The 14,048-nt window shown below is 71.1% G+C and carries 11 protein-coding genes; 8 read left to right on the forward strand and 3 right to left on the reverse strand.

Going from position 1 to position 14,048, the window contains the following annotated elements; genetic code table 11:
* Nucleotides 1-70 precede the first annotated feature (70 nt).
* The 3 genes from WME95_RS04935 (at nt 71) to WME95_RS04945 (ending at nt 4,355) form a co-directional block, all read left to right on the forward strand.
* Nucleotides 71-1,327 (forward strand): MFS transporter, encoded by a 1,257-nt coding sequence (locus WME95_RS04935; protein ID WP_437907231.1) that lies wholly within the window; start codon nt 71-73, stop codon nt 1,325-1,327.
* 721 nt (nt 1,328-2,048) lie between these two features.
* Complete coding sequence (locus WME95_RS04940) at nt 2,049-3,299, forward strand: DNRLRE domain-containing protein (RefSeq protein ID WP_437907232.1); 1,251 nt, start codon at nt 2,049-2,051, stop codon at nt 3,297-3,299.
* 162 nt (nt 3,300-3,461) lie between these two features.
* Nucleotides 3,462-4,355: an N-acetylmuramoyl-L-alanine amidase family protein gene (locus tag WME95_RS04945; protein WP_437907233.1), complete on the forward strand. Its 894-nt coding sequence runs from the start codon at nt 3,462-3,464 to the stop codon at nt 4,353-4,355.
* Nucleotides 4,356-4,361: 6 nt separating this feature from the next.
* On the opposite strand, the gene lon is transcribed toward WME95_RS04945, so the two are convergent.
* Entirely contained in the window at nt 4,362-6,773 is a 2,412-nt protein-coding gene (lon, locus tag WME95_RS04950; protein WP_437907234.1) for an endopeptidase La, read from the reverse strand.
* Between the two features lie 117 nt (nt 6,774-6,890).
* Here lon and WME95_RS04955 point away from each other — a divergent pair, with 117 nt between their 5' ends.
* Nucleotides 6,891-7,886 carry a lysophospholipase gene (locus tag WME95_RS04955; RefSeq protein ID WP_437907235.1) on the forward strand — a complete coding sequence of 332 codons (996 nt, stop codon included), beginning with the start codon at nt 6,891-6,893 and terminating at the stop codon, nt 7,884-7,886.
* Nucleotides 7,887-7,900: 14 nt separating this feature from the next.
* Complete coding sequence (locus tag WME95_RS04960) at nt 7,901-8,287, forward strand: NFACT RNA binding domain-containing protein (protein ID WP_437549763.1); 387 nt, start codon at nt 7,901-7,903, stop codon at nt 8,285-8,287.
* Nucleotides 8,288-8,378: 91 nt separating this feature from the next.
* On the opposite strand, the gene WME95_RS04965 is transcribed toward WME95_RS04960, so the two are convergent.
* Complete coding sequence (locus WME95_RS04965) at nt 8,379-8,825, reverse strand: hypothetical protein (protein ID WP_437907236.1); 447 nt, start codon at nt 8,823-8,825, stop codon at nt 8,379-8,381.
* Nucleotides 8,826-9,060: 235 nt separating this feature from the next.
* On the opposite strand from WME95_RS04965, the gene WME95_RS04970 reads away from it, so the two are divergent.
* Entirely contained in the window at nt 9,061-9,417 is a 357-nt protein-coding gene (locus WME95_RS04970; RefSeq protein WP_437907237.1) for a hypothetical protein, read from the forward strand.
* Nucleotides 9,418-9,465: 48 nt separating this feature from the next.
* Here WME95_RS04970 and WME95_RS04975 read toward each other — a convergent pair whose 3' ends face one another.
* Nucleotides 9,466-10,182, reverse strand: coding sequence for an RNA polymerase sigma factor (locus WME95_RS04975; protein WP_437907238.1), 717 nt, complete (start codon nt 10,180-10,182; stop codon nt 9,466-9,468).
* 490 nt (nt 10,183-10,672) lie between these two features.
* On the opposite strand from WME95_RS04975, the gene WME95_RS04980 reads away from it, so the two are divergent.
* Nucleotides 10,673-11,992, forward strand: a complete 1,320-nt coding sequence (locus WME95_RS04980) for a glycoside hydrolase family 5 protein (protein ID WP_437907239.1) — start codon at nt 10,673-10,675, stop codon at nt 11,990-11,992.
* 167 nt (nt 11,993-12,159) lie between these two features.
* Complete coding sequence (locus tag WME95_RS04985; RefSeq protein ID WP_437907241.1) at nt 12,160-14,016, forward strand: hypothetical protein; 1,857 nt, start codon at nt 12,160-12,162, stop codon at nt 14,014-14,016.
* The last annotated feature ends 32 nt before the right edge of the window (nt 14,017-14,048 follow it).

Consider the following 14,048-nt stretch of genomic DNA (forward strand, 5'->3'; position numbering starts at 1 on the left):
GATCGAAACGTACGCAAGTGTCCGTGTTTCCGGCGACCGAAGCTCGTCCGCTCGGTTACGATTGTCGGTCGTGGCAGACCGAACGCGCGCCGGCACGATCGCCGCCCTCGCCGCGCTGTACTTCGCACAGGGCATCCCGTTCGGCTTCCAGGCGACGGCGCTCCCCGTCTTCCTGCGGGCGAGCGGCGTCTCGCTCTCCGGCGTGGGCTTCGCCGGCGCGCTCGCGCTCCCGTGGGCGGCGAAGGCGCTCTGGGCGCCGCTCGTCGACCGCTACGGCTGGGAGCGGATCGGCAGGCGCCGCTCGTGGATCCTGCCGCTCGGGGTGCTGCTCTCGCTCACGTGCGCGGCCGCCGCGTTCGTCCCGCCGTCGCGCCACCTCGGCGCCCTGCTCGCGCTGGTCTTCCTGATGAACCTGCTCGCGGCCACCCAGGACATCGCGGTCGACGGGCTCGCGATCGATCTGCTCGGGCGCGGCGAGCTCGGCCTGGCGAACGCCGCGCAGGTGGTCGGCTACAAGGTCGGCATGCTCGTCGCGGGCGGGCTGCTCGTCTGGGCGAGCGCCTGGATCGGCTGGGGCGGTCAGTTCGGGGCGATGGCCGCGCTGGTCTTCCTCTCGGCGCTGGCCTCGCTCGCGCTGCGCGAGCCTCCCGCGAGCGAGGTCGAGGCGCACGCGCGCCGGTCGCTCCGCGAGGTGCTCGCGGCGGTCTTCGCCGCCCTGCGGGCGCCTGGCGCGCTCTGGGTCGTCGCCTTCCTCGGGACCTACAAGCTCGGCGAGGCGATGGTCGACATGATGTTCAAGCCGTTCCTCGTCGACGCCGGCTTCCCGCCGCACCGGATCGGCCTCTGGGTGGGCACGTACGGCCTGGTCGCGTCGATCGCCGGCTCGCTCGCGGGAGGCCTCCTGTCGCACCGGATCCCGCTGCTCGCCGCCGTCGGGGTGACCTCGGCGCTGCGCACCGTCGCGATGGCGGGCGAGTGGTACCTCGCCGCGGCGGGGGCGCCCACAGCGAATGCCGTCGTCGCGGTCACCGTGGCCGAGCACCTCTTCGGCGGCGCCCTCACGACGGCGGTGTTCGCTTTCATGATGTCGCGTGTCCGGCGGTCGGTCGGCGCGACGCACTACACGCTGCTCGCCAGCGTGGAGGTGCTCGGCAAGTCGCCCGCTGTGTGGCTCTCGGGCGCCGTCGCCCAGCGGCTCGGCTATGCCGGCCTGTTCGCCCTGGGGACCGTGATCTCGGTCGTCTTCCTCGGGCTGCTCTTGCCGCTGCGGGATGCGGAGAGCGGGAGAAGGGTGAGCGGGCCCGGTCGTCCCATTTTGCCCCAGTGACCAATTTTGCCCCAGTTCCGTGACCTGGCGAAATTGAATCGTAGAGGCAAGGCGGACGTCGAGACGTCGAGACGTCGAGACGCCGAAACGCAGGGGAACGCAGCGGAACGCAGGGGAACGCAGCGGAACGCAGGGGAACGCAGCGGAACGCAGGGGAACGCAGCGGAACGCAGCGGAACGCAGGGGAACGCAGCGGAAAAAGGAGAGATGAAGAATTTTTGCTCTCTCCTCTTCCCTCGGCGCCCACGGCGCCCACCATGGCTCTCTTTCTCATGAGATCAGGGGGACAGCCTTTTTCGTCGCGGCGCTGGCTGGTGCGAAAGACGATGATCCGCGCGCCCATTTCATGATATAACCAGACAGCGCTACGGCTGACTGCTGCAAGAATCGCTCGTGACCGCGCTCGCCCGACTTCATCCATCGATCGCCAGGCCGACGACGACCCTCATCCCCCAAGGGGGGTGAGATCCTCCTGGGGGCCAGGGAGGTCGAGGTCGGCCACGATCCGGGAGGCGAGCGCCTGGTAACGGCCGTCCCATTGTGCCGTCGTGCCGCACGCGCTGGTTGACGAATGACTCCTTGAGCGCTCCGCCTTCGGGCAAATGGAGCACCGTATCCGCATCGGCCAGTTTGTAAGAAGTATTTTCTAATTCCACAGCGTGCGGCAGCTCGCCGCACAGCGCGGCGCCGCCATGCCGGCGCCGCAACGAGGAGCTCTCCCATGAGAACCGCCTATCTGTCGATCTCTGCCTCTGCGCTCGCGCTCGCCTCGATGATCTCCGGCTGCATGGCTACGGCCGAGCCGCACGACGATACCGAAGATGCCATCGGGGAGGGCGCGGCGGCGCTCGTCTCCTGCTCGGTGCTCCCCTCCGGCAACATCGTCACGAACGGCAGCTTCGAATCGCCGAACGTGTCGTCCGGCACGTCGTCGATCTACAACGGCTCGATCACCGGCTGGCAGGCCGCCTATGGTCAGATCCAGATCCATGACCACTCGAACGGCATGAGCCCCGCGCACGGCAGCCAGCACGTCGAGCTGGACGCCACGAACTCGAGCGGCATCTATCAGGACCTCACGACCGTCCCGGGAGCGACCTACCAGCTCCGGTTCGCCTTCGCCGCGCGCCCCGGCACGACCGCGAGCCAGAACGTGCTGGGCGTCGTCTGGGGCGGCCAGCAGGTGGCCACGCTCACGACCGCCAGCACCGCATGGGTCAACTACACCTATACCCTCGTGGCCTCCGGCACGACGACGCGCCTCCAGTTCAACGACCTGGGCATCTCGAACGGCCTGGGGACGCTCCTCGATAACGTCACCGTGGTCGCCGCAGATACGGATCAGGACGGGGTGTTCGACTCGTGCGACAACTGCCCGGCGCTGGCCAACCCCTCCCAGGCCGACGCCGACGCCGACGGCATCGGCGACGCCTGCGAGCCCCCCCCGCCCGCCGAGCCCGTGTGCGTGGTCGTGCAGCGCGGCACCTACGGGAGCGTGCAGGATGCGCATATCCAGCCCGGCGTCTCGTGGCCGTACGGCGATTACCCGTACATCGTCATGAACACGTTCCCGGAGGGCGTGCAGCTGGGCGTGCTGGCCTTCGATCTGTCGTTCATCCCGGCGGGCTCCGACGTCGAATCCGCGACCCTCTCGCTGGCTCACACGTGGAAGGCGAGCGCCAGCACCATCGAGCTGCACCGCGTGAACGGCCCCTGGCAGGAGTCGACCGTGCACGCCGGCAACTTCCCCGGATACAACCCGGCCGTCGAGGCCTCGATCACCACCGTCGCCCAGGCGAGCGCCGTCGTGACCGCCAACGTGGCGGCCCTCGTCCAGTCCTGGGTGGATGGCTCCCCGAACCACGGCGTCGCGCTCCACGACGTGAACGGTCGGACCGATATCCGATCGAGCGAGCAAACGAACATCGCCCCCCGGCCGAAGCTCGAGGTCTGCTACACGCCGGCCCAGTAGCGGGGGGCCGGCCGAGGTGCGGGGCACGCCGGGTCACGAGCTCTCGGACGCCCCGGGCGATCTCGGGATGTCGCCACGTCACGCCCCCTTCGTCACCTCGGCCACGCTCGCTTGTCGAGAACCTGACGCCGCGCTCCGCCTTTGATAGCAAGCGGAGCCGCGGTGATCTCGCGCAGGAAGCTCGTCCTCGGTCTCGCCGGCGCCGCCGGAGCGGCCGCCCTCTCACGGGCGCTCGCCCCGGGCTCCCCGCGCGAGATCGCGGCGCGGCGCGCCCTCAAGCTCCCGATCGCGCCGAGCGGGTGGCCGTTTCCAGGGGCCCGCGTCGTCGCCCCCTCCGCCGTCTTTCCGCCCGATTTCGGGGTCCGCCGCATCTACCTCGACGCCGGACATGGCGCCCCCGGCAACACCGGCAACCTCTCCTGCTTCTGCGTCGACGAGCAGGACTTCACCCTGGCCGCGGCGCGCGCCCTCGCCGAGCGGCTCAATGCCACCGGGCGCTTCGAGGCGCGCGTGGGCAGGGCCGGCGACCGTCCGTTGCCCTACGCGGAGCGCGTCGAGGACGCCGCTCGGTGGGGCGCCGACGCCTTCGTCAGCCTGCACTCGGACGTGCGCGGCAGGACCGAGACGTGGTCGCCCGGCCAGGGCCGCCAATGCCCGCTCAGCCTCGCCGCGCCGGGGTTCGCCGTCCTGTGGTCCGACGAAGGTGATCCCGCCCTCTGCGCCCTCCGGCTCGCGCTCGCGCGCGGCTTCGCGAGGCGCATGGAAGAAGCAGGCCTGTTGCCCTACGACGGCGCCGCGTACAGCGGCCTGTACGCGCCGGACACCGCCCAGCCCGGCGTCTTCCTCGACCGGCGCCCCCCGGGACAGCGCATCTTCGTGCTGCGCCGCCCTTCCATGCCCTCCATCCTCGTCGAGACCCACCACGCGCTCGACGCCCGCGAGGCGACCCGCTGGACCGAGCCCGCCACGCTCGACGCCTTCGCCGCAGCCGCAGCCGCCGCGCTGGCCGATGCCCTCGGCGCCGCCGGTGCACCGGCCTCCTCGCCGCCCACCTGAGGCGCGTCAGGACGCCCGCGCGTGCGGCATCTCCTTGGGCGCCTCCAGGGGAATCGAGCGGAGCCGCAGGCAGAGCGCGAGCGCCTCGTCGAGCGTGTTCACCAGGTAGAACTCGAGCGAGCTCCTCACCTCGGCCGGCAGATCGTCGAGATCCGCCTCGTTGTCCGCCGGCAGCAGGATCTCGAAGATCCCCGCGCGGTGCGCCCCCAGCACCTTCTCCTTGATCCCCCCGATCGGCAGCACCGTCCCGCGAAGCGTGATCTCCCCGGTCATCGCGATGTCGCTCCTGACCGGCCTGCCCGACAGGGCGCTCACAAGCGCCACCGCCATCGTCACACCCGCGCTCGGCCCGTCCTTCGGCACCGCCCCCGCCGGAACATGGATGTGGACGTCCCGCCGCTGCAGCCGATCGGACGGCACGCCGAGCTCCGCCGCGTGCGCTCGCGCATAACTCAGCGCCGCGCGGCCGCTCTCCTTCATGACGTCGCCCAGCTGCCCCGTGAGGACGAAATCGCCCTTGCCGGGCATCACGCTCGCCTCGACGTGCATGATGTCGCCACCCATCTGCGTGTAATACATGCCGGTCGCGACCCCCGGCTGATCGTACTGGAGCCTCCGCTCAAGGCGCATCCTCGCGCGGCCGAGCAATTCCTTCACGTCGTCGTCGGCGCCCACCACAGCCCGCTCGATCTCGCCGGCCGCTATCCGCCGCGCGGCCTTCCGCGCCAGCGAGCCGATCGTCCGTTCCAGCTGCCGCACGCCCGCCTCGCGCGTGTAGCCGCTGATGATCCCGCCGAGCGCCGTGCCCGTCACGCGCAGCTGCTCCTCGCGCAGCCCGCACTCCTTCCGCTGCCGGGGGAGCAGGTACTTCCGGGCGATCTCGTGCTTCTCCTGCTCCGTGTACCCGGCGAACAGCGCGGGCTCCATCCGGTCGAACAGCGGAGGGGGGATCGTCTCGCGGAAGTTCGCCGTGCAGATGAACAGCACCTCGGACAGGTCGAACGGCAGTCCGAGGTAGTGGTCGACGAAGCCGTCGTTCTGCGCAGGATCCAGCACCTCGAGCAGCGCCGCGCCAGGATCGCCCTGGTAGGAGGCGCCGAGCTTGTCGACCTCGTCGAGGACGATCACCGGGTTCTTCGAGCCGATCCGCTTGATCCCCTGGAGGATGCGGCCAGGCATCGCGCCCACGTACGTGCGCCGGTGGCCGCGGATGTCCGCCTCGTCGCGCGCCCCGCCCAGCGAGACGCGGACGTACTTGCGCCCGAGCGCCCGCGCGATCGACTCCGCGATGGACGTCTTGCCGGTCCCGGGCGGACCGAGGAAGAGCAGGATCGGCCCGCGGGAGATCGCGCGGCTCCGCTCTCCCTCGCTCCTCGCCTGCTCCAGGCGTAGCTTGCGGACGGCCAGGAACTCGAGCACCCGGTCCTTCACGTCGCCCAGGCCGTAGTGATCCTCGTCGAGGATCGCCCGCGCGCGATCGAGATCGACGTGGTCGTCAGTGCGCTGGTTCCAGGGCAGATCCGCCACCCACTCGAGCCACGTCATGAGGACCTGCGCCTCCGGCGACGTCTCCCGCCCCATGCGCCGCAAGCGCGCGAGATCGCGCCGGGCCTCCTGCAGGATCTCCGCCGGCAGGTTGGCCCGCTGCAGCTTGTGCTCAAGACGTGCGGCGGCGTTCTCGTCGTCCTCCTCGCCGAGCTCCTTCTGGATCGCGCGCAGCTGCTCGCGCAGGTAGATCTCCCGCTGACGCTCGCCGAGCTCCTCCTCGACGGTCGTCCTGATCTTCTCCTGGGTCTCCACGATGCCGATCTGCCGGTAGAGGTGCAGCGCGAGGCTGCGCATCCGCTCTTCCGTCGAGAGGATCTCGAGCAGCGCCTGCTTCTCGGGGGTCGGGAGGTCCAGGTAGAAGGCGATGTGGTTCACGAGCTCGGCCGGGCCGTACATGCTGCCGACGAACTGCTTGAGCACGTCCTCGGGCGCGCCGCGGTGACGGCCGTACTCGACGGCCCGCTCGCGCACCTCGCGGGAGAGCGCCTCCAGGGCGCCGTCCTCCTCTGGACGGAGGGGCAGATCGGCGAGCTCGATGACGGGGGCGCGGATCACGCCGTCGACCTCGGTGTAGCGGGGCGCGGCCGCTCGCCGCTCGCAGTAGAGCACGAGCTGAAGGCCCGACCCGAACCGCTGCACCTGGGTGATGCGGGCGATCACGCCGATCGAGAAGAGGCCGCCCGCGGTGGGCTCCTCGGCGGCGTCGCGCTGGGCGACCGCGAAGATGCGCTTGTCTTCTCCCTCGACCCGGAGGGCGGCCTCCACCGCGCGCAGCGTCTTCAGCCGTCCGACCGTGATGGGCGTCGCTATCCCAGGGAAGAGGACGGTGTCGCGCAACGAGAGCACGGGCAACGATCGGCGCTCGGGCATGGCCGGCCTTTGTGCGAACCTCATGCCATGGAGGACCGTACCGAAAACTCCTTTCGGCGCGGAAGCGTCGAGAATCGTGGTCAGACGCGCGCGGAGCGGTGGTAGGGTCGGCCCGCGATGCCCGCGGACACCTTCACGTTTCAGGCGGACGATGGCCGAGAGCTCTTCGTGTACCGCTGGCTCCCGGACGGCGGGGCGCGCGGCGTCGTCCACGTCGCGCACGGCATGTCGGAGCACGCGGGCCGCTATGCGCGCCTCGCGCAGGCGCTCTGCGCCGCCGGGTGGGCCGTCTACGCGAACGATCACCGCGGCCACGGCGCGACGGCGCGCGGGAGCGACGAGCTCGGCTTCTTCGCGAGCCAGGGCGGCTTCCAGCGGGTCGTCCGCGATCTCGCGCAGCTCCTCGCGCGCGCGCGGAGCGAGCACCCCGGCCTGCCGGTCGTCCTCTTCGGCCACAGCATGGGCGCCGCCCTCGCGCAGGAGGTCCTGATCGAGCACGGCGGCTCGATCGACGGCGCGGTGCTCTCCGGCGCCGCGGGCAAGGCGAACGCGCTCGTGGACGCGGGCCGGCTCGTGGCGCGCGCCGAGCGGCGGCGGCTGGGCGAGCGCGGCAAGAGCCAGCTCCTCCAGACGATGAGCTTCGACAGCTTCAACAAGGTGTTCGCGCCGACGCGCACGCCCTTCGACTGGCTCTCTCGCGATCGCGCCGAGGTCGACGAGTACATCGCCGATCCCCGCTGCGGCTTCCCGGCGACGACCTCGCTCTGGGTCGACCTGCTCGACGCGATGGCGGCGCTCGCGCGCCCCGAGCGGCTCTCGCGCATCCCGAAGGACCTGCCCCTCTACGTCGTCTCCGGCTCTCGCGACCCGGTCGGCGGGCTGCTCAAGGGCGTCACCCAGATGATCGAGGCGTACCGCGCCGCCGGTCTCCGCCGGGTGGCGCAGCGGTTCTACCCCGGCGGGCGCCACGAGATGCTGAACGAGATCAACCGCGAGGAGGTCGTGCGGGACCTGCTCGCGTGGCTCGACGCCGAGGTGGCGGGCGAGGCGAGGGCGCCGGCGAGGCCCGCGGAATCGGGCGCCGGACCGCGCGCCGGCGCCGCGCCCGGCTGACGGCGAGGGCCGGCATGGGCAGCAAGGGGCGGCCGTACCGCACGCTCACGATCGATGGCTTCGAGGTGCTCGTCGGCCGCGGCGACGAGGACAACGACGCGCTCACCTTCGAGATCGCCGAGCCGCACGATCTCTGGCTGCACGTGGCCGGCGGCACGCCGGGCAGCCACGTGATCGTGCGCAACCCCGAGCGCGTGGAGGTCCCGCGCGAGGTGGTCGAGCGCGCCGCGGCGGCCGCCGCGTGGTACTCGAAGGCGCGGAGCGCCGCCAAGGTGGAGGTCCACGTCTGCAGGGCCGGGGACGTGAGCAAGCCGCGGGGCGCGCCCGCCGGGCTCGTTCAACTCGCGCGGTGGAAGAGCGTGCGCGTGCGGCCGGAGATCCCCGGCCGCGATCCGGGGTGACCGCCGTTCTAGCGCCGGGGCGTGGTGCGAGGGCGACGGCGAGCCGCGCAGGGGCGAGCGACGGCCCGGTATGCCGTCGTGGGGGCTCCGCTCAGCGTTCGTTCGAGATCACGCACGCTCCGGCCTGGCAGGAAGCGGTGAGGCCGGCACACGGCGCGACCAGACACGCCACCTCGTCTCCCAGGCACTTGGGCGCGGGCGTGCCCGTGGGGACGGCGTTGCAGTTGCAGCCTCCACAGTAATTGTCGACGAGGCTGCAGTCGGCGTCGGTCACGCACTGGCGCTTCGGGGCGGGCACGCACGCGGCCCTCCCCTTCCGTTCCTCGCAGACAAACCCGTCCATACAGCGGACGACAGCGCAGGTGAGGCGACCGCCCGCGGGCCCCGCGAGCTCATCCGCCTGCTCGGAGAGGGTCTCCTCCTCGACGCCATCGAGCTCGGCGCCATCGAGATCGCCCACGGGCGGGGCGCCGCACGCGGAGAGGAGCGTCGTGAGCGCCGCGGTCGTCGCGAGCAGCGCGCAAAGGTGCATCTTCATCGAACGCAGGTTCGTGTCATGAAACATGATGTCTTCTCCCATCGTTCTGGTGAGGGGCGAGCCGCCGCTTTCACCTTGGGGCCGGGCGCCTCGCCGTCGTCGATAGAGGAGTATGCGCGACGCTCGCCACTTCTGACATCGCGTATCGTTTTCTTCATCGCCGCGTTTCACCATGGCGGCAATCTGGCAGCGACAGCTGCTCGCCAGGCGCTCGCGAAACAGCTAGACTGTCGCCGTGCAGCTTCGCATCGAAGGGGATCGATTGACGCTCACCCTGGAGGGCGCCGAGCGGCTCTGGGCCGTGAGGCTCCGGCCCATCGTGGTGCCCCGCGAGCACGTGGCGCGGGCGGAGGCGGCGCTGCCGCCCTCCACATGGAAGGAGATCCGCGCGCCAGGGACGGCCTTGCCTGGGGTGATCAAAGCGGGGACCTACTTCACCGCGCACGGCAAGGAGTTCTGGTACTGGGTGCGGACCCGGAAGGAGCACCCGCTGACCATCGAGCTCGAGGGGGAGCGGTATCGGCGGCTCGTCCTCACCATCGACGGTGCTGCCAGCTGGGCAGCGCGGATCAACGCCTGGGCCAGCGGTTGAGTCGTCCGGGCCCGAGGGCCGAGGCGGCGCGCTGCGAGGCCACCGCGCTCACGCGCAGAGCGAGGCCGCCCTGCTCCGTCCGCCGGGCCCGCTCCGCGCGTGCTCGCCGCACCCGGCCGCCAGCTCCGCGAACCGCCGCCTGAGGCGGCTGCTCCAGGCCTGCACCGCGCAGGCGCTCATGCCGGTCCGCGCGCAGACCGAGGCGATCGGCTCCTCCTCGATGAGGAGCGCCTCGAGCAGCGAGCGCCCGAGGGGGCTGAGCTCCGCCCGGAGCAGGCCGAGGGGGCGCTCCAGCGCGTCGCGGGCGAGCACCCTGGCCTCCGGATCGTCGTCGGACCGGGCGCCCTCCTCCGGGGCGTCGTCGAGCGGCAGCGCCGCGGCGTCGAGCTGCCGCTTCCGGCAGCGGAAGGCCGCCGCCACCCTCTGGTCGGCGATGAGGCCGACCCAGTTGGCGAGGCTCAATCCGCGGGCCGGATCCCAGGCGCGGAGCGCCCGGCTGTCGTCGCGGAACAGCTCGACGAACACGTCCTGAACGAGGTCGTCCATGCGGTCGTCCGCGCCGCCCGCGAACCGCGCGCGGCGCCGGTGGAGCGCCCGGCCGACCCGCGCGTGAATCACCGGCGTGAGCGCGGCGATCACGGATCGGAGGCACCGAATCTCTCCGCCGAGCGCGGAGTTGAGGGCGGATGTCGTCAGGTTGGCGTCGGGCAAGCGGATCTCCTCGGGCTGCGAGCAGGGGGCGTCCTCGCTCGTCTCGCCCTGCATCTGCCGTCCTCGCCCGCGTCCGCGGGTGTGCGCGCACGGAAGACAGGAGGCGGCAGAAGAAAGATGCGAGGCGGATGCGGCGGACGTGACCCGCTCCGTCATCGGGTGTTCGAGAACCCTGCGAAGCACTCGGGCCTTGTCGTCGTAGCAGCCTGCGTGCCTGCGCCGGCGCCGCGGGCGCAGCGCGCTCCAGCGAGCGTGACGCGTCCCCCTGGCCGGCTCGTGCAACTCTTGCACGACCGGCTAGGTAACTCTTGCCTGATCCCGGTAACTCCTGCACCCGGCGGGCGCCCCGCCCGCGCGCGGCGGCAGGGCGACGGTGAGCCGCGCCCTGGTAGCGAGCCGCCCCTTGGTCGTGAAGGCCGAGCGCGGGCTCCCAGGATCCGGCGTGGATCGCGGTCCGGGAGCGTCCGTGCGATTTGTGAAGGCTGGCAGGGGCGCAGCGCAACCGGAGGGAGACGAGCTCCTTTCCATCACCCGCAGAGGACCCATGACCCACGCGTATCGACTTGCTTTCTTCTCGATTCTCGGCTGGCTGGTCGCTTGCAACTCGACGGATCCCGATGCCACGTCGGGCGCAGGCGCGGCCTCCGGAGGGGCCACCGGAGGCAGCGGCGGAGGCACAACCACGGGCGACGCCGCGACGGGCGGTGCCGGTACCGGCGACGCCGCGACGGGCGGTGCCGGTACCGGCGACGCCGCGACGGGCGGTGCCGGTGAGGGCGGCGCCGGTGCGGGCGGCGCCGGCACGGGGGGAGTCGGGGGCTCCGGCGGGACCGGCGGATCAGCGACGCCGGTGGACGCCGCGGCCATGGTCCCCGACATGGGCATCGGCGCCAACATCGGCAACACGCTGGAGAACACCACCGCGTGGGAGACGGGCTGGGGCCAGCCGCTGATCACGCAGACGTTCATCAACGGCATGGCCAACCACGGCATCAGGACGGTGCGCGTGCCCGTGGCCTGGGACACCTACGCCGCCAACGGCACGATCGACGCCACCAAGATGGCCCGGGTCAAGGAGGTGGTGGGCTGGATCGAGGCCGCGGGGATGTACTCGATCGTGAACATCCACTGGGACGGGGGCTGGATCTACAACGAGGACAACGCCGACAAGTACAAGCTCACCGACGACGTCAAGACCAGGTTCGCGTCCTACTGGACCCAGATCGCCACGGCCTTCAGCGACGTCGGTCACAAGCTGATCCTCGAGGGGATGAACGAGGAAGGGAACTACTGGGTCAACGGCGTTCAGGACGGCGGGACGCCGGACTACGCCGCTCTGAACGAGATGAACCAGATCTTCGTCACCACCGTGCGCGAGCAGGGCGGCTACAACGCGAGCCGCGCCCTGCTCATCTCCGGCTTCGTGACGGACATCGACAGGACGTGTGTGGGCGATTTCAAGGCGCCGACCGATCCGGCCGGCACGAAGAGCCTCTTCCTCTCGATCCATTACTATACGCCCTACACCTTCTGCGGCCTCGACAAGGTGGAGAGCTGGGGCTCTCCCAAGACGACGTGGGGCACGGAGCCCGAGAAGGCGGAGCTGAAGAGCAAGTTCGACATCCTCGGCGCGTTCAGCGCGCAGCGGAGCCTCCCGATCATCCTCGGCGAGTTCGGCGTCACGCTGGGCACGAACTACCCCCGTGAGCCGGCGTCACGGACGCTGTGGATGCGGTCGGTGGTGGAGGCGGCGAAGTCGCGCGGCGTCGTTCCCGTGCTGTGGGACACGGGGACGGACATCAAGCGCACGGACGGCTCGTTCTCGACGGAGTGGCAGGCCGTCGTGAGCGCCGTCAACCGGTAGTCAGCGCCGCTGGCGCTCCGGCGGCCGGAGGGCGCGGCGCGCCCCCGGCCGTCGCTTTGTCCGGCCATCGCGAAACTGGACGGTGGCGCGAAACCACCCAACCTGGCCCGCGTACCTGGGGTGGCTGGACGACATGGAGCGGTCCAGACCACACCAAGGAGAGGGGCATGTCATCGACAACCAACGTCGGGATGGCGAGGTTTTCTGCGTCCGCCGTGCTGTTCTTCGCCGCGGGGGCGTTCGCCGCGTGCGCCGTCCCCGAGGGCGCCGAGCCCTCGGGCGATCATGAGGGCTCGGAGCCCTCCGGCGATCCAGGCGAGCTGCAGGCCGAGGCTGAATCGACGGCCGAGGCGGACAGCGAGCTCAAGGTGAACGACTGCGTGAACCCGCACTCGTTCGCCGGCTGCAACGACGCGGCCGTCCAGAGCTGCGTTTGCGCGGCGGACCCGTTTTGCTGTACCACCCAGTGGGACTCGATCTGCGTCGGGGAGGTGACGAGCCTCCATTGCGTACCGCCGTCCACGTCCGTCATCGGGCGCCTGCAGTGCGCCGCGCCGGACGGCGCGGGGACGATCACGAACGCGCTCGCGTTCGTGCCGCTCAGCATTCCCGGCCTCGGGAGCGGCGTGACGGACGCGAACGGCGATTTCAGGATCCCCATCTCGTCGATCGCGAGCGCGAGCGTGCACCTCGACGTGACGTACGACGGCGTCGTGAGCTCGAGCGGCGTGACGACGCCGCTCACGATCATGGACGAGCTGCACGCGCCGCGGGGCCAGGGGGCCGACGTCGCTGGCAGCCCGCGCTCGAGCGGCGATCTCGACGTCGACGTGGTCACGCTGAGCGGCGTCGACTGCGAGCTCTGGCGGCTCGGCGTCGATACGCTGCGCGACTTCCACGCCGCCCGCGGGGCCCAGCCGCCCGCGCACGCGCTGCGCATGCTGCGCTGGAGCGGGGTTTACCTGGGCACGCCCTTCACGTTCTACGACTACATCAACATTCGCACGGACTTCCTCACGAGCACCTGGGGGAGCACGGCCGCGGAGCGCCGGCGGGTCATCACCCACGAGTTCGGGCACAGCGTGCGGCACGTCGCCGACGGGGATCTGAACCACTGGAATGGTGACGACGTGGCCTATGTCTACGGGCGCTCTCACGACGGCTCCGAGATCGCCAACCAGGGGTACGCCTTCAACGAGGGCTTCGCGGACTACTGGGAGCAAGCCCGGGTCGGCGCGCGCGGCCGCCTCTGCGGCAGCGGGGACGCGTGCCCGTCGAGCCAGTACCGGGACTGGAACGAGAAGCGCATCGCCAACGCGCTGCTCGACCTGTCCGATGTCGTGGGCGACAGCGCGATGATCCAGGTGCTGGAGGCGAACCCCGGCGCGATCCACAGCCTTTACGATTTCCAGGCGCGTCTCCACGTGCAGAACCCCGCCGTCCCGGCCCCCGCCGCGGTGCCGGCCTGCCCGCCCGGCTTCAGCGATGACGGCGCGACGTGCTCCTCCACGGTGGCAAAGCCGAGCTACGGGCGCGGCGTCGGCGCGGTGCCGACGCTCTGCGGCGCGGGCCAGCAGTACGACGCGGGTCTCTGCTATCCTGCCTGCGCGTCGGGCTACTACGGGGTCGGCCCCGTGTGCTGGCAGAGCTGCCCGGCCGGGTACTCGGACGACGGCCTCACGTGCCGGCGCGACGCGCATATCATCAACGCCAACAACTCCGCGTGCCCCTGGTACGACGTCTGCGGCCTGACCTTCGCCAAGGGCTGCTCCACGTGCCCGGCGGGGTATAGCAACGACGGCTGCACGTGCCGGCGCGACGCGCATATCTTCGGAAAGAGCTCTTACGGGCGCGGCGCCGGCTCGGTGCCGACGAGCTGCGGCGCGGGCCAGCAATACGACGCGGGTCTCTGCTATCCGGCCTGCGCCTCCGGCTACAGCGGCGCGGGCCCCGTGTGCTGGGGGAGCTGCCCGGTCGGCTACGTCGACTTCGGCGCGACGTGCACGAAGGTCATCTCGAAGTGATCGACGGGCCGCTCGCCTCCTCGAGCGCCTGA

Source organism: Sorangium sp. So ce327 (assembly GCF_051530205.1).
Taxonomy (GTDB): Bacteria; Myxococcota_A; Polyangia; order Polyangiales; family Polyangiaceae; genus Sorangium; species Sorangium cellulosum_B.

Bases quoted from the DNA above. Each gene is read 5' to 3' on its own strand.
- WME95_RS04940 (WP_437907232.1), top strand. From the start codon at position 2,049: ATGAGAACCGCCTATCTGTCGATCTCTGCCTCTGCGCTCGCGCTCGCC.
- WME95_RS04985 (WP_437907241.1), top strand. From the start codon at position 12,160: ATGTCATCGACAACCAACGTCGGGATGGCGAGGTTTTCTGCGTCCGCC.
- WME95_RS04980 (WP_437907239.1), top strand. From the start codon at position 10,673: ATGACCCACGCGTATCGACTTGCTTTCTTCTCGATTCTCGGCTGGCTG.
- WME95_RS04965 (WP_437907236.1), bottom strand. From the start codon at position 8,825: ATGAAGATGCACCTTTGCGCGCTGCTCGCGACGACCGCGGCGCTCACG.
- WME95_RS04960 (WP_437549763.1), top strand. From the start codon at position 7,901: ATGGGCAGCAAGGGGCGGCCGTACCGCACGCTCACGATCGATGGCTTC.
- WME95_RS04975 (WP_437907238.1), bottom strand. From the start codon at position 10,182: ATGCAGGGCGAGACGAGCGAGGACGCCCCCTGCTCGCAGCCCGAGGAG.
- WME95_RS04955 (WP_437907235.1), top strand. From the start codon at position 6,891: ATGCCCGCGGACACCTTCACGTTTCAGGCGGACGATGGCCGAGAGCTC.
- lon (WP_437907234.1), bottom strand. From the start codon at position 6,773: ATGCCCGAGCGCCGATCGTTGCCCGTGCTCTCGTTGCGCGACACCGTC.